16 protein-coding genes are annotated in these 15,764 nt (G+C 48.4%); 8 read left to right on the forward strand and 8 right to left on the reverse strand.

Annotation, left to right across the window (positions count from 1 at the left end; all coding sequences use genetic code 11):
- Positions 1-34: 34 nt before the first annotated feature.
- Positions 35-2,590 (reverse strand): DNA mismatch repair protein MutS, encoded by a 2,556-nt coding sequence (gene mutS, locus HGT73_RS11500; RefSeq protein ID WP_214215128.1) that lies wholly within the window; start codon positions 2,588-2,590, stop codon positions 35-37.
- Between the two features lie 674 nt (positions 2,591-3,264).
- Between mutS and HGT73_RS11505 the strand changes: the two genes are divergently transcribed.
- From HGT73_RS11505 to HGT73_RS11515, 3 genes are all read left to right on the forward strand, one after another.
- On the forward strand, positions 3,265-3,729 hold the full coding sequence (locus HGT73_RS11505) for an STM2901 family protein (RefSeq protein WP_214215134.1): 465 nt from the start codon (positions 3,265-3,267) through the stop codon (positions 3,727-3,729).
- Positions 3,723-4,049, forward strand: a complete 327-nt coding sequence (locus HGT73_RS11510) for a DUF1493 family protein (RefSeq protein ID WP_214215140.1) — start codon at positions 3,723-3,725, stop codon at positions 4,047-4,049. The genes HGT73_RS11505 and HGT73_RS11510 overlap by 7 nt, the downstream gene beginning before the upstream one ends.
- Before the next feature lie 718 nt (positions 4,050-4,767).
- Entirely contained in the window at positions 4,768-4,938 is a 171-nt protein-coding gene (locus HGT73_RS11515; RefSeq protein WP_214215251.1) for a hypothetical protein, read from the forward strand.
- Here the strand turns inward: HGT73_RS11515 and HGT73_RS11520 are convergent.
- Complete coding sequence (locus tag HGT73_RS11520) at positions 4,935-5,552, reverse strand: Fic/DOC family protein (protein WP_214215144.1); 618 nt, start codon at positions 5,550-5,552, stop codon at positions 4,935-4,937. The genes HGT73_RS11515 and HGT73_RS11520 overlap by 4 nt on opposite strands.
- Before the next feature lie 369 nt (positions 5,553-5,921).
- Between HGT73_RS11520 and HGT73_RS11525 the strand changes: the two genes are divergently transcribed.
- From HGT73_RS11525 to HGT73_RS11535, 3 genes are all read left to right on the forward strand, one after another.
- A complete protein-coding gene (locus tag HGT73_RS11525) occupies positions 5,922-6,695 on the forward strand; it encodes a type IV toxin-antitoxin system AbiEi family antitoxin (RefSeq protein WP_214215145.1) in 774 nt (257 codons plus the stop codon).
- The gene (locus tag HGT73_RS11530) at positions 6,688-7,605 is read left to right on the forward strand and encodes a nucleotidyl transferase AbiEii/AbiGii toxin family protein (protein WP_214215146.1); all 918 of its coding nucleotides are present in this window, start codon (positions 6,688-6,690) and stop codon (positions 7,603-7,605) included. Before HGT73_RS11525 ends, HGT73_RS11530 begins: the two co-directional genes overlap by 8 nt.
- A gap of 356 nt (positions 7,606-7,961) precedes the next feature.
- Positions 7,962-8,369 (forward strand): putative T6SS immunity periplasmic lipoprotein, encoded by a 408-nt coding sequence (locus tag HGT73_RS11535; protein ID WP_214215148.1) that lies wholly within the window; start codon positions 7,962-7,964, stop codon positions 8,367-8,369.
- A gap of 118 nt (positions 8,370-8,487) precedes the next feature.
- Here the strand turns inward: HGT73_RS11535 and yczE are convergent, their stop codons facing one another.
- Complete coding sequence (gene yczE / locus HGT73_RS11540) at positions 8,488-9,129, reverse strand: membrane protein YczE (protein ID WP_244968548.1); 642 nt, start codon at positions 9,127-9,129, stop codon at positions 8,488-8,490.
- Positions 9,130-9,223: 94 nt separating this feature from the next.
- Here yczE and yczR point away from each other — a divergent pair, with 94 nt between their 5' ends.
- Both yczR and HGT73_RS11550 read left to right on the forward strand, forming a co-directional pair.
- A complete protein-coding gene (gene yczR / locus HGT73_RS11545) occupies positions 9,224-10,651 on the forward strand; it encodes a MocR-like transcription factor YczR (RefSeq protein ID WP_214215150.1) in 1,428 nt (475 codons plus the stop codon).
- Positions 10,652-11,044: 393 nt separating this feature from the next.
- Positions 11,045-11,215 (forward strand): hypothetical protein, encoded by a 171-nt coding sequence (locus HGT73_RS11550; protein WP_214215152.1) that lies wholly within the window; start codon positions 11,045-11,047, stop codon positions 11,213-11,215.
- A gap of 16 nt (positions 11,216-11,231) precedes the next feature.
- On the opposite strand, the gene HGT73_RS11555 is transcribed toward HGT73_RS11550, so the two are convergent.
- From HGT73_RS11555 to HGT73_RS11575, 5 genes are all read right to left on the reverse strand, one after another.
- Positions 11,232-11,855, reverse strand: a complete 624-nt coding sequence (locus HGT73_RS11555; protein WP_214215154.1) for a flavin reductase family protein — start codon at positions 11,853-11,855, stop codon at positions 11,232-11,234.
- A gap of 70 nt (positions 11,856-11,925) precedes the next feature.
- On the reverse strand, positions 11,926-12,393 hold the full coding sequence (locus tag HGT73_RS11560; protein WP_214215164.1) for a DcrB/PsbP domain-containing protein: 468 nt from the start codon (positions 12,391-12,393) through the stop codon (positions 11,926-11,928).
- Between the two features lie 13 nt (positions 12,394-12,406).
- Entirely contained in the window at positions 12,407-13,750 is a 1,344-nt protein-coding gene (locus HGT73_RS11565) for a GlcNAc-transferase family protein (protein ID WP_214215166.1), read from the reverse strand.
- 6 nt (positions 13,751-13,756) lie between these two features.
- Positions 13,757-14,746 carry a spore coat protein U domain-containing protein gene (locus tag HGT73_RS11570; protein ID WP_214215169.1) on the reverse strand — a complete coding sequence of 330 codons (990 nt, stop codon included), beginning with the start codon at positions 14,744-14,746 and terminating at the stop codon, positions 13,757-13,759.
- 1 nt (position 14,747) lies between these two features.
- The gene (locus tag HGT73_RS11575) at positions 14,748-15,740 is read right to left on the reverse strand and encodes a type VI secretion system protein TssA (RefSeq protein WP_214215176.1); all 993 of its coding nucleotides are present in this window, start codon (positions 15,738-15,740) and stop codon (positions 14,748-14,750) included.
- Between the last annotated feature and the right edge of the window lie 24 nt (positions 15,741-15,764).

Consider the following 15,764-nt stretch of genomic DNA (forward strand, 5'->3'; position numbering starts at 1 on the left):
CATCCAATTTAGATGGCTTTTTTTTTACCTGAGTTTAGAGCAGTGTCTTAAGTCGATAGACCCACTCTAATGCTTGGCGTGGGCTGAGGCTATCAGGGTCTAGCGCCTCTAATGCATCAAGGGCGGGCGAAGTCTCTTCCTTCAGAAGTGAAAGTTGATTCGTGTCGCCTGCTTGGCTAGGGCGCTGGCTGGGCTGGGTTTCCAGTTCACGCAACTTTTGCCGCGCCCGCTTAATCACCTCTTTGGGAACACCTGCTAAGGCGGCGACCGCCAAGCCATAACTTTTACTTGCCGCGCCCTCGCTAACCGTATGCATGAACGCGATGCTATCGCCATGCTCTCGGGCATCGAGGTGTACGTTCTCTACGCCTTGGATCTGATCGGGCAGGGCCGTTAACTCAAAGTAGTGGGTGGCAAACAGTGTTAGCGCCTTTAATTGATTCGCTAAATTTTCCGCACAAGCCCATGCCAGAGAAAGACCATCGTAGGTCGATGTGCCCCGACCGATCTCATCCATTAACACCAAACTATGCTGAGTGGCGTTGTTTAGAATGTTCGCCGTCTCGGTCATCTCCACCATAAAGGTCGACCGTCCCGAGGCTAAGTCATCGGCCGCGCCAACGCGGGTGAAGATGCGATCGATAGGGCCAATAGTGACGGCGTCAGCCGGGACGTAGCTCCCCATCCAACTAAGAAGCGCAATCAACGCCGTCTGACGCATATAGGTGCTTTTCCCGCCCATATTCGGCCCTGTGATGATTAGCATTCGGCGCTGAGGTTGTAATGACACAGGGTTGGCAATAAACGGTTCTTTTAACACTTGCTCGACGACCGGATGGCGGCCATTGGCGATGGTAATGCCGGGCTGCTCCGATAAGGTCGGGCAGACATAACGCAAGGTCTCGGCACGTTCTGCCAGGTTTGCTAAGACGTCCAGCTCTGCCAGAGCAGTGGCACTGCGTTGTAACTCGGCGAGATGTGGCAAGAGTTGGTCGAATAGCTGCTCGTAGAGCATTTTTTCTAAGGCCAGCGCTTTCCCTTTGGAGGTTAATACTTTGTCTTCGTACTCTTTCAACTCTGGGATGATATAGCGTTCGGCATTTTTCAGCGTTTGGCGGCGCACGTAGTGGATGGGCACTTGATGGCTCTGCCCGCGGCTCACCTGAATAAAGTAGCCGTGTATCGCATTATAGCCGACCTTTAAGGTATCGAGTCCTAAGCGCTCGCGCTCACGGATCTCTAAACGATCCAGATAGTCCGTGGCCCCGGCGGCTAATGCTCGCCATTCGTCCAACTCCGCGTGATAGCCTTCGGCGATCACCCCGCCATCGCGCACCAGTACGGGAGGGGCTTCAACGACCGCCTGATCCAGGAGTTCGCGCAGTGCACTAAAGTCGCCGCAGCCTTCAGCGAGTGCGGTCAGCGATGCGCCAGTCGTTTCGGCGAGTAGGGCTTGGATCTCAGGAAGTTGGTGGAACGCATGACGCATCCGTGCGAGATCACGAGGACGGGCGGTACGCAGCGCCAGCCGGGCGAGAATACGCTCTAAATCACCGACCTGATGGAGCAATGGCTGCAGCGAGGAAGCGATCGGCTGTAATTCGGCAATCGCCTGCTGACGCGCGGCGATAACCTTGGCATCGCGCAGGGGGGTATGTAACCAACGCTTAAGCATCCGACTGCCCATCGGGGTGACGGTACGATCCAGCACCGAGGCCAACGTGTTGTCCGTTCCCCCGGCGAGATTAGAGGTAATCTCTAAATTTCTACGCGTAGCGGCATCCATGATGATGGTGTCTTGCTGACGCTCCATCGTGATACTCCGCAGATGGGGTAGGGCGGTACGCTGGGTATCTTTCGCATATTGCAGTAGGCATCCGGCGGCAGGCAGCGCGAGTAAGGCCTGTTCGACCCCAAACCCTTGTAGATCACGAGTTCCGAATTGCAGCGTCAGTTGCTGGCGAGCCGTCGCAAGATCGAACTCCCACACTGGGCGGCGACGCAACCCACGACGCTGCTCGATCAAGTGAAAAGCCGTGAAGCCTTCCGGGTAGAGCAGTTCTGCGGGATTAGTGCGTTGTAGCTCTGCTGCGAGCGTTTCTTCGCTCTGTGCCTCGGTAAGCAGAAAACGACCCGAACCGATATCCAGCGTGGCATAGCCAAACCCTTGTTTGCTCTCGTAGACGGCGGCCAGCAAGTTATCTTGACGTTCGTTTAATAACGCTTCATCGCTAATCGTTCCCGGCGTGACGATACGTAATACTTTACGTTCAACCGGGCCTTTACTGAGTGCGGGGTCGCCAACCTGTTCGCAGATCGCGACCGATTCGCCCATCTGCACCAGCTTCGCTAAATAGCCCTCCACGGCATGATAAGGCACACCCGCCATAGGAATCGGTTGTCCTGCGGAGGAGCCACGCTTGGTTAAGGAGATATCCAGCAGTTGTGACGCCCGGCGAGCATCATCAAAAAAGAGCTCATAAAAATCCCCCATGCGATAGAACAACAGGATATCCGGATGCTCGGCTTTTAGGCCAAGATACTGCTGCATCATTGGGGTGTGGGCGCTTAAGTTGTCGTGAGTGGTCATTAGCTTGGGTATCCATTTCCGTGGTTTTCAATGTGTCAGTGAATATTATGGTTATTGTTTTTTTCACGTTGTCGCATTGAAATCATGAAATTATTAATTTGCAGATAAGGTTAAGTGTCACTGGCCGACTTACTACCGGCTAAGAGGTGAGCGCATGTTGCGTGACCTACATCGACATTCATGACTACATGATAACCGAGTCTGTAGGGCAGGAAAACACAGAGGGAAGCGACTTTACTGCAAAATGAGAGAAATGACGAAGATAGGTGGTAACGATAAGGCTGATCTAGGGGAAAGCTTGGGGCGGTGTTTTGCGGGGCAACTTCCCGCAGACTGCTCTCGCTACTGCTCGTCTTAAACTCCACCAATTAACGCTCCTCCGACGGGAAGGTCGGTGCCCTACGAATGAACTCAAACAAGACAAGTTCCAGCGTACGATTGAAGCTGAATAGGCCAAGCGCACTGAATTGAAAGTATATGGATTAGTTGAACTGTATCTAAGGATCGAAAAACGAAGGACGGGAAGTTCATTCCCGGTGCACGATGTTGTGATCTGGTTTATCACCCTCATTTCGTTTCATAAAATCAGACTTCTCCCGGAAGAAATTTTTCCCCTATCCTGTCGCGTAGGTGTACGATAAGTGAGCAAATAATTAGAGATTATAAGGTTACTGATGGATACAGTAGAAGAGCTAAACGGAACGTACTTCTATGCGGGAAAATCGAATCTAAGTGCTGCCGACCTTCTGTTTATGATTTTTTGTGAGAATACCGCCAGCCAGTTTGGGATCGGCGTTGCTGATTTCGGTGCAGTGGTTGCCTTTGTATCGGGAAGAAACAATTTAGGTACGAGGGGCAAATTTGCCAATACGACAAAAGGAACCTCTTACGCTTCAAAGGCTGCACGAGCGGTTTTTAAGAAGAGTAAATTCCCCTTTGGTATCTCGCTTCCGACCTGGTTAGGAGGTTACACACTCTGGACGGCTCGACGTGTTATGGTTCGTAATATTGCGCCGTTTGTTGGCCGTTCAATTCCCCTGATTGGTCAAATTATACTTGCTTCTGATGTGTCGCAAATCACCTACCGCACCATACGCGAGTACAACACCATAGCGCGGGGCAACGATAAGTTATGGTAGATAGTATCGAACAGCGCGTTTATGAGCTTGTACGGCCTTATGCTGGCACTTATCTGTTCAACGTTAAGCCGGTGAAGCTTACACCTGAAACTGATCTCGATATCGATTTAGGCATTGATGAGCTTGAAGCCGAAGATCTCATGAATGAATTTTTCGAGAAACTCAACGTTGAGCGCGACAACTTCCAGATAGAAACCTACTTTCCCAATCTCCCTTTTTCATGGAATCCGTTCAAGAAAACGGAACCCGTACCCGTTCCAGATTTTACTATCGGTATGCTGATCGAGTCAGCTAGAGCCGGGAAATGGTTATACGACTAATAGCAAGGAGCTTAATAAATAGCTGTACCTGTTCACCTAATTTTAAAAGACGAAGGCGGTTATCAGATTATGGGATCTTGTGATATTTACGGACGTGATGGAAGCATGTAATTACGCAGTTTGCAGTATGGCGTTGTTATTCCCACCGATCCCCTCACTGGTAAAGTTACTGGTAGCCATTTTCTCTATCATATTCATTTAGAGTATTAATATCCTCATATCTATGGTCGTTTTGAAGTGGTTATAAAGATATTATTTTTTTTCAAAAGATTGAGAGTATGACAGTTTGAAATTATTAATGATTTATTAAAAGGGTTATGATGATTATGTTTACTATCTTGAAAATATACGCTGTTATTTTGAATAGATGCATCCTTCCGTCATTTTGTAAACTTGTGAATCAGATCACGTTAATTCTGTTATAGGAACGCTGTCGCCCTAAGGAATTCTACCCTCAAGCTAATAAAAACACTTTAGCTAACAACATCATGAATTAAAAGGAAATTATTTCTTTCTTTAGTAGCAAACCTCTCAGCATCATTGATATGCTTATGTCAATTTATTGTTTGCAGATTTTTTGTCGATTCCCCCTTATCAAGCAGGTTTGATAAGGGCATTGTTCATCTGAGGTTGTAGAGGTGGCGTCGTTTAAAAGTTTTGGTATAATACTCCTTCGCACAGCTTCATGCGTAACGTCATTGGATGTAGAGGAGGCTTAATGATCAATAACAGAAAAAAAGAGCATGCAACCTATGCTAAACCTTCTCGCTCGGACATTATGCGTTCTGTGGCGACATCAACAGCCGTCGAAACCGGCCAGCCGTCAGCTAGCGTTGAAGCTTCACTTGAAGCCGCACGCAAGAAATTCGCGCATCTTCGCCTCGCTTAGATCTTTCTTAATGCTTCACTGACCCAGTGTTTCATCGGTTCGTAGTCCATTGATATGCCAGCATGGATAGCCGAGATATACTGGGATTTGTTTTGCTCCCAGCTTTGATAATCCAGCGATTTGTATCCCCCCTGAACAGCCATCACGTCAGCTAATAGTCGTGATAGGCGTCCATTTCCCTCTCTGAATGGATGGATAAGTATCAACTCGACATGAGTTATGGCGATAGCGGTGATGAGTTGTTCTTCTTCCATGTTGCGACATGGCGTGTATTGAGCCAAATACTTGGTGTCGAACTCATTTAGCAGTTTTGGCAACTGCGCTGAGGGGGCAAACATAAAGCCGCCTTTGCTGATATTCACCGCTCTTTCTTGTCCCGCCCACTCGTAGATGTTGCCTAACCAGCGGCGATGCCAGTTTTTTAGCATGGCTACGCTGAGCTGCCCTTCCGGGAACTGTTCTTCAAAAACAGACTGGTAGAGTTGTTCTAACAAGACAAGTTCAGCCTCATCCATCTCATCAGAAGTAGCGAGCCCCAGCTTATTAGCCAAAACCTGCTCGCCAGAGTCTTTCTGATACTGGCCTTCACTGCTGGATACATGGTATCGGCTCATGGAGATGCCTTGTACTTTTAGAAGGGTGGGGAAACAGAGGGAGTATAACGCTGGATGAGTACAGCAAATAATATACATAAAACCAGATAGTTACAAAAGTATGGGCTAAATTGTAGTTTTTGTTATCTTTATAAAAATAATCGTTAATAAGCAGCTGCATCACACCAATGCATCATGGGCATGTGGGCGGGTAAGTTGTCATGAGTGGTCATTAGCTTGGGTATACATTTCGTGGTTTTCAATGTGTCAGTGAATGTCATGGTTATCAATGATATCCGTTAATGCGGTTAGACAGGCTTCTTCCACTATTGACATACTACTCACTCAGTAGTTTACTATTTTTTATATTGTTAAACCAATGGTGAATCTATGCCATCAAAATTAAACTGGCTTTTGCAGAATACTGAGCCAGGTTCTTTGGTATTACAGTCTTGGCTAACGAAAAATGGTATTAGCCCTTCGTTAGCGAATAAGTATATGCATAGCCATTGGTTACAAAAGCTTCGTGCCGGTGTTTATGCGCGGAGTGGACGTGATCCCCAGTGGCGCGATGCCGTCTTATGTTTACAAAATCAGCTAGGGATCTCTGTGCATCTGGCGGGGCTTACTAGCCTGACCTATCAGGGACGCTCTCATTATCTTCACTTAACGCATCAGTCAATTTGCCTTTGCGTAGAAGATAAAGTTTCATTACCAAAGTGGTTTAAAGAATTTCCCAACGTTGAGTGGTTTTTAATATCAAATCAGAAGCTTAATATGAATAACCCCAAGTATCTGACAGAGATTGAAATTAAAGGGGAAAGGTTGAAAGCGAGTGTACCGGAATTAGCCGCTTACGAGATTGTTAATGCCGTGCCTAGTTCGCTTTCATTTGAGCACGCTGCGGAGCTATTTCAGGGGTTGGTAAATCTGAGCCCACGTAAAGTTGAAGGGTTATTACAATCCAGCCGAGCAGTGAAAACGAATCGACTTTATCTGTTTCTAGGCGATCACTATGCTCATCCATGGGCTAAGCGAATAGATAAATCCAGTATTGATTTGGGGACTGGAAAACGGCAGATCGTGTCGGGCGGCACGTTGGACCAAACATACCAGATCACTGTTCCAGAGCACTTGGTTAATAAAGGGAGTTTGCATGGATAAGCACTCACCGTATTATCGGCAGGTTGTATTGCTGCTTAGGGCATTACCTATTGTGGCATCAGAGCGATGCTTTGCGCTAAAAGGTGGGACAGCGATAAATTTGTTTATCCACGATTTTCCACGTTTGTCGGTTGATATCGATTTGGCGTACCTTCCATTGGAAAGTAGAGATGTGGCATTACCAAATGCTCGGGCTGCTTTGATGCGTGTTGCTGAGGTACTACAACATCAGGCTGGTATTTCGGCGGTACTACAAACGAATAATCCTGATGAAATACGCATTGTAGTTTCTTCTCAGGAGGCACAGATAAAGATTGAAGTTTCGCCTGTTGCACGAGGTACACTGTATGCACCAGAAGAGCGTGATGTTGTTGAAGCGGTAGAAGACGAGTTCGGTTTCGCTACTATTCAAGTGGTATCGCTTGCCGATCTCTATGGTGGAAAGCTTTGTGCTGCGTTGGACAGGCAACATCCCCGTGATTTTTATGACGTCAAGATGTTACTCAGAATGCAAGGTATTGATCGCCACATTTTTAATGGTTTCATCACCTATCTACTAGGACACCCTCGCCCAATATCTGAGGTTCTTAATCCCCGCTGGAAAGATATTTCTGAACTATATGCGAATGAGTTCAACGGGATGACAATTGATGCGGTTTCTTTGGAAGAACTCAATGCGGTACCCAATTTAATGGTTACTGCTCTCAAAGCACAATTTACGCAGAGGGATTATGATTTTTTGATGTCTTTTAAGCGAGGCCAACCGGACTGGGATCTGGCACCAGAAGAACAGATTCAACACCTACCCGCAGTTAAGTGGAAGTTGCTAAATATTAGGCGCATGCCAAAAGAAAAGTGCGTTCAGGCATTGGAGAAGCTTGATGCGGTTCTTGCTGAATGGATAAGGTAGTTTAGAATTATTTATATATACTCGAACTCTAATTAGCACTACATAAATTTCCCTCGAGAAAAACCGATTATGTGAAAGGTTTACACAAACACACCTTTACCAATTTTTAGAAATGGAATGCTTGCATAATGTGTGACTCGTAAGGATGATTATTGACTCAGAAAGAGTAGGGTAGTAAATCAAGGAAAGATCCATTTTAGAAAAGAAAATTATATTAAGAATTTTTTATTACAGTTGAAATATTACTAATATTTTTATGTATGTCATGGCACTAATCTGACAATACCAGCGCGGAATATGGATGAGAAGAAAAGGTAAAAATATTACCATCATCCATTTTATAGGAGAACGACAGGATGAAAAGGATAAGTATATTTATCGCTATTTTGTTTTTAACCTCTTGCCATATCAATGATCCCCGATCAGAAATCCATCGGGCTAAGGTGAATGTGGTCGGTAATAATATCTGCGTTACACTCCCTGATACTAAAAACGAAAATATATCTTTATTGAGTATAAATGAGATCGGTAATGATAATAGTGCGGTGGAAAAACAATTCACTATCGAAAACGCGCCTCAACTATATGCAGATAAATGCCTACCTAATTTTGGATTTTCCTTTGAGCCCGGTAAATTATATGTATTTTCTATTAATACCAACCGTATAAAAAAAGATCATACGGTGGTAAATGGCAATAGTTATGGTGTGACTTTTTCCGTTTGGGTCGATAAAGGGCAGTTAAAGGTTAAAGATATTAACTAACGACATCCCTTCGCTGGCATGGAAGATATATCTTGCTGCTAAAAAATGACTCGCGTCGTTTAGCGAGTCACTCCTTGTCATCATCGTTTTGGAGTCTATCAGCCCTGCGCAGACAAGATTAGGTCTCTTCCTTTACCTCAGCAATAATTGTCGGGGCCAATTGAGTCGGCTGCGGTGAGAGCAGGGGGCTACCTTTTTGGAACCAAGGGAGGAAAAACTGAATCATAGGGCCGATAGCTAACGCATAAACAATAGTACCTACCCCGAAATTACCACCGAGAGACCAACCAATCAGTAAGACAGTGACTTCAATCGAGGTGCGAATCAATCGTAACGACCAGCCTGTGCGGCGGTGTAGGCCAGTCATCAGGCCGTCTCGTGGGCCGGGACCAAATCCGGCACAAATATACATCACGGTAGCAATCGCATTGAGAATAATGGCGAAAATCAACACGAGCCAACAGGTTATCAGTGATGTGAGTGGCGGCATGATGGCCAGGGTTGCGTCGGCTGCTAATCCCAGTACCAGCACATTGCTCAATGTCCCAAGCCCGGGACGCTGGCGCAGCGGGATCCACAGTAGCAATACTAGAGCGCCAGTAATAATGATCACGTGACCCACTGAAAGAGAAAAGGTCTGTGCAATACCTAGATGGAAAACATCCCATGGATCAGCCCCTAATCCCGTTTGGATATACATCCCGCAGGAAACCCCGTACAACACTAAACCAACGTAAAGTTGCAATAATCTCTTAAGCATCGTAGTTCTCATTTATTTTTATATTGACAGTGGACTGATTGTTATTTGAAATGGATTACAAATTAATAGCCAGTTAACAAAAAGTGGATTGGATATGACCTCAAGACGATTTGGCCAACAGTCACTGATTCAGTTACTCGGGCATTGGCAGCAAACGCCCTCCCGTATTCCTTTATGGCAGCAGCTTGCGGCGGCATTACGTCTGCTGATTCTTGATGGTCGGCTGGTACAGGGCGCTCGGCTACCCGGTGAGCGAGAATTAGCTGCAGGCCTTAACATAAGCCGTACTACTGTCAGCAGTGCGCTGGCACAACTGCGTGAGCAGGGGTTTTTACAAAGTCGGCAAGGAAGTGGTAGCCAAGTGGTTATCCCTGCGAGTAGTACCTCTGCTCACCGAGCGATGTCGTCCACGACGCAGCTAGATTTATCAACCGCCTCGTTGATGGCAGGGGCTGAAATTCATCAAGCTTACACGCATGCGATGGAATTATTACCTAGCCAACTGCAGACCTCCGGCTATAACCATAAAGGCGTGTTACCCTTGCGAGAATCCATCGCGCAGCGTTATTGCTTAAGAGGGCTGCCGACCACGCCGGATCAGGTGATGGTTGTTAATGGTGCGGTCAGCGGGCTTGCTCTGATTTTACGGTTACTCGCAGGTCCGGGTGACCGGGTTCTCGTGGACCATCCGACCTATCCTTCGGCGCTGAGTGCTATTCGCGGCGCATCCTGTCAGGCGGTCGGCGTTCCTCTATTGTCAGGGCGCTGGGATATTACAGGCTTGAAAGCGACTATTGCGCAGACCTCCCCTCGACTGGCTTATCTTATTGCCGATTACAACAATCCCACCGGTTACTGTATGGATGAAGCCAGTCGGGCTGAAATTGCTGCAATCGCCGCCCAGACACGCACACCGCTGGTGATCGATGAAACCCTAGCAGAACTTTGGTATCACGAGCCTCCGCCCCTACCTGTTGCCGCTTTTTCCAATAGTGAGCAGGTCATCAGTCTCGGCTCTGCGTCGAAGAGTTTTTGGGGTGGGTTGCGGATTGGCTGGATTCGAGCATCGCCTTCATTGATCACTTCACTGATACAAATTAGGGACTCGCTAGATTTAGGCTCGCCACTGCTGAGCCAGCTGGCCGTTGGATGGTTGTTGGATAATAGCGATAACTTTTTACCGCAGCGGCGCCGCATCCTCAAACAGCAACGTGATGACTGTCAGCGTTTAATGCAGGAGTATTTTCCCGAATGGAAAACCTCGATGCCTGTAGGAGGTCTCTCTTTTTGGGTCGAGTTACCGGGTATGCAGGCCACCCAGTTTTCGTCTAGGGCGAGTGATATCGGAATATTATTGGGAACGGGGACGCGATTTGGCCTGTCTGGTGCTTTTGACCGTTATCTGCGTATACCTTTCACTGCAGATGAGCAAACCCTGCGTCAAGCCTTTCAGCAACTACAGCCTTTATGGTCGACCTTACCGGAAAACACGGCCGCGGCTAATTACCGCAAGATATTTTAAGATGATGAGGGAGAAAACACGTTTCACAATCCTTCAGCTTTTATTGTGCTCTGGTGTCTACCAGTATGTAGAGATAGTGTGTTTTTTGCTATGAGTGATAGTGCATGTCTTTGCCGAAAAAATTCGCAAGATAAGAGAGATGGCTAGGGTGTGGTGTCGATAGTAGTAATAACAATAAACCAAGTAAATAGAATCACTTATGCTATATCCGGCAATCTATTTGCCGTATTGATCTCAGCGAGAGTCGTTAATGACAGACTAAGAATGTGGGGGGCGAAATAATGAAAAAATTTTTGTCACACGGGGCTCTCGCGGGTGTTGCAACCGGTTAGCGCTTTGTCGCTTTCTCTTTAAACTGGCGAGAAACTCTGCCACCGTAAGTCCTTTTCTTGAATGAGTAAACGAGGCGATATTCATTTACCCACCTTGGCGATCTTGGTAGTCACCGGCTGGTGCGGGATGGTGATCAGTCAGCGCTACCTCCCTAAGATTGCCGATCTCTGGCATGCCAGGATTTATGTGTTACTGCTTATCATCGTGTTAATCACGATGATCGCAGCTTGATCGGCACATCATAAGATTAGCTTGGTCGCCAAAGGTCGATGCGTTGATCGTCCGAAATACCATAGTAAGCCGATGGCCCGCCCGCGCGTAGCAACGGTGCGGCTTCGACCGTTTGGTAGACGCCTTGCTCGTCGAGTAGCGCCGTCCGGATATGGATCATCACGACCTCACCCAATACCAACCAGCTGTCGATAGGCTTATCCTGGATATCACGCAGTTGAATCAGCTGAGTTAACCGACACTCGAAATGCACCGGGCTTTCGGCCACACGGTCGACGGCGATAAGCTGGCTTTTCACTGGCGTTAATCCGGCCAGCGCGAACTCATCTTGCCCATGGGGGAGGGGGGAAGAGGTTTGGTTCATCGCCTGGGCAAGCGGCTTGGTGACGAGGTTCCACACGAACTCTTTGGTTTCGGCGATATTTGCCACGCTATCCTTCCACCCGCTACTGGCAAAGCCGATAATCGGTGGCTGATAATTGAAGATATTAAAAAAGCTGTAGGGAGCGAGATTACGTTGCCCCGCTGCGCTGCGTGAAGAGATCCAGCCAATCGGTCGCGGGGCAATAATCGCATTAAGTGGATCATGGGCGAGGCCATGACCCTGTGTCGGTTGATAACTGTAGGTTGATTGAGTCACCCTATGTCTCCTTGGCTGCACTCGGGTTTGGTCTTAACCTTGAGTATAGGCCACACCGAGTGCAATGACGTTATTCCCAAGGAACAAAGCTATTAATAATATGCTGATAGTGCGCCAGCTGTTCGGGCTGTTCATTAGGGGTGGCTAATGAGATGACAACACTATTTTTTTCATAAGGGTTCAGTTGTGGATGTAATGGCAGATGAATAAAGGCACACTGTTGCGTAAACCAACACCCTTCATGCAATAACTTATGCGTCTGTTGGATCACCTCACATTGCGCCGGGCCGATTCGGTAAGTGGGTAAGGTCGCTTCAAGGCTAAAGCCGGGCACCTGCCGCTGCATCTTTTCCACCTCTTGCTCCACGAACTGCTGTAAATTCTGATTATCCGCCAAGCGGCCGTGGTTAATGATAATTTGATAGGCGTTGTCCTGTGTATCGACAAAATGTAGCTGATGAATACTCCGGTTGTATAACGGAACCGGCGTGAGAAAATAGCCATCGGCAAAAGGGTATTTACTGCATTGACTGTCCATCGATCATTTTCCTTTAAAGTAAACAATAAGGCCCTTCGTCCTCAGACCAAGGTTGCTGGATCACGTTGCCCCAGCCAGAGTCTTGCCACCAACTGGCAAGGCGTAAGAAGGCGGGTGGGCAATTAGGTGTCGACCAACCACTCACCTCGATATGCGTAGCGCCAAGCTGTGCACGGGTAAATTCGCGGTATGCTAAGCGAGTGTTATTCTGGGCATAGAGATGAAGGATCAGTTTATCGGGCAGCACGTGTGCAGCGGGCATACCGAGTAGCGCCCCCAGATTAAGCGGTTTCGAGTAATAATGACGGTGCCAATTTACCCACTCCTCTTCATCCCTCGGGGGTAAGAAGTCGCAGTCAAAGCTTGGCGCTAGGCATTCGGCGTAGCAGCTGGCTAACGAGAAGTTAAGGCCACATTGGTATTCAAATTGCCGACGTGCGCGTGTCGGCCCTAAGGCTTTGGCCGCTTTATCTGTAGGCGAGGGAGGGACTAACCCGAGTAGCGCTTTCACTCGGCGCTGTGACTGGGCTTCACGCTGGAGCCAACAGACGCTAATCTCGCCGCGTTCCTGCGCGCCGGGGCTGTGATCCTCCCAAATCTTTGGTGAGGTGGGGCGGGTATAATGGTGCCACAATAGTCGGTCGGGTATGTGGAACACATCATAGCCCCAGCTATAGGCGCGCAGTGAGAGCGTAATTTCCTCTCCTTCAAAGAAAAGGGTCGGGTCATTACCGACCTCCTTAACAAAGGCGCCTTGTGTAAAGATAAACCCGGCGGCGACAAAGCTGCCTTTAACTGGCTGCGAAGCGCAGAGTTTTTGACTGGTCAAGGTGGGGAGTTTTTCCGCGGTAAACCGGTTAAACGTGACACGTCCCACATCTTGGCCGTAGTGAATCTCGCCTGCCTCAGTGACGTGGTAGCTCGGTGGGTAACCGCTGATCAGTGGCTTAGCACTTTGTTGCGATAAACCGGTTAGCGTATTAATCAGACGGGCATCCCAGTCCTTCGCGAACAGACTATGTGCATCTATCTGCAGAAACCACTGTTCATCGCGGTAAAGCTGGTCACACAACGCACGGGCAAAGCCGACGCCTTGCGCGTGCTGATAGGGAAGTGCGATCAGCTCGATTAACGCGGCGCTCCCGTCAAGCCGATAAACCGGAAACCCGGCGAGACTAGAGACAGGGACCGGCACCCAGCCTTTTTGTTGGATCGCACTGAGATCGTTGTCATCCTGCCAACAGATAGCGATATGCAGCTTATCAGGGGCGCTGGCAGTCGCCAGTAGGCTCTCAACTGTGCTCCATAACTCGTGGTCACGATAACTGGCGATATTGATAAAGAGGGTCTTATCCATCGTGGCTTACTCTATCGCGAACTGGATCTCTGCGTAGGCAGTAAATGGCCCCGAAGCAGGCGGACTGTTCAGCCCCGGCGACAAGCGAGCTCGCCAGCTGAAGGCCGCATCGCCCTGTGTGGTGGTGTTACTGACTGTTTCGCTACGGGTACCGTCGACGAGAAGCGGGGAGCCGTTACTATCATAGAGAGTGATGCGTAGGCGGTCATCCTGTCCTGCAGAATCGGTCACCTTGATCGACTGAAGATCACCACTCGGTGTTTTCGTGGTAACGGACGCTTGGGTTGAAAAACGCTGATAGTCACTGCGGCAGTTGATCTTAAACTGCAGATCACGATAGACCCCTTGCGCCAGATCACTGGCACTGACCTTACCAAAATCGATCGTCTTGCTTGAATCGAGCGTACAACTCGGTATGCTTTTCAGCGTGATGGCACCTAAGTCTAAGCGCATAGCAAAATTATTGGGTGAGGCAGAAAATAGATAGTTATAAGCGACAGTTCCCATCGGTAGCAGTTGTGTGGGGTTGCCAGCCGTCAAACTCAGGGTTTCGGCAACTTTATAAAACTCTAGGCGATATGCGGCCCCCGGCTCATAATCGAAGGTTGCTGAGGCGGCATAATCGGGGACGACCATCCACTGTTTTACAGGAAAAGGGCCGTATCCTGCTTTACCATTGGTCCACAGTACTTTAACGCCAATACCGGGAATGTCGGTCTTAAAAACATGATTAGAAATTGCACGGTTATCGAGATAGGTAAAGGCCCGACCGTATTCGGTCCCGTTTAGACATTCGTTATAGCCGACACGGGCAGTTAGCGGTGGACTATCGATGCGTGCAAAAGGCTGATCGAGGCTTACAGGGGCATCGGCATCGAGCGTAATGGTTTGCGAGGGGATCGTCAGTGCTGTCGGCTGGCCGCGTACCAAATAGCATGACGCAAAAGAGGTTCCATTAACTAAAATCAGTAACAGCAATCCGTATAACCATCTCATATTAGATATCCTTTTCTAAAGTTAGCAGTGTGAGAAGCTCGCGTGGGTAGCGTTGACTAATCTGCTGGCAATCCAAGCCGATGCTGTGTTCTGCGAAATGCAGTAATAGACTTAGCGGGCTACTCGGTTCGTAATAAGTGAAGTTTTCGCGAATTTCGCGGAGTTTTTCTCGTGCCTCATTGCGGTAGGCTAATCTATCGGTGACAGCGGGCGGATCGCGCTGGAGTACTGCGGGTTCGGCTGCCACCGCGGTCAGCTCTGGCGGTAAAAGCTGTCGCTGTTTCTGGTGAAAGCGGCACAAGGTTGTAAAGAGTTGCGTGAGGTGCGGGCAGGAGAAGCTATCGGTACCTAAGGCCTCATCAGGTAATTGACACAGCTGTTGTAGGCGTTGCTGCGCGATGAGGCAGTGCTCGAAAAAATAATGATGGTGATGATAGCACTGTTGTAACCGCTCTTTGTCCGCTAATGACAGCGTTTTATCATCACGTATCCACTGTTCAACCTGAGCAAGAGAATAAGCCTGCCCTTCTGGCGTTGTTAATGAGAAGTGACGGAGTTCAGCAACGCAACCTTCTCTATCATCTAATCCCGATAAAGCGTTATGGCGAAATTCGGGCACATACTCTCCTTCATCGTGGCATTGTGGATGCAACGCTTGCGGCCAGCGCTCCAGCAGTGCAATCAGAAGCTCGATACCCTCGACTATTGCCTTAATGCCTTCTTGAGCCAAACGCGCACGGATCAGCAGGATGACCAGCCGGATATCTTTGCTCTGTTGGCTCAAGCTATACAGCGTTGGCAATAGCGATGGCCAATGAATAGGGGAAGACGCTTGGATAAACTCGCCATATTCGACAGTGTTTTGCGGACTAATCTGCTGCTGTAAGGCTAAAAATTCAGGATGGTAATCGATAGCGGGACCACAGGGTAGAGAAGGGTCGATAGGTTCCCCAAGCCACGGATAGTGCGTAAAAATTGCTGTTAGCGCTGACATATTCTCTTCCTTGAGTGTGTCGTA

Origin of the sequence: Rosenbergiella australiborealis (genome assembly GCF_018494035.1) — a bacterium.
Classification (GTDB): Bacteria; Pseudomonadota; Gammaproteobacteria; order Enterobacterales; family Enterobacteriaceae; genus Rosenbergiella; species Rosenbergiella australiborealis.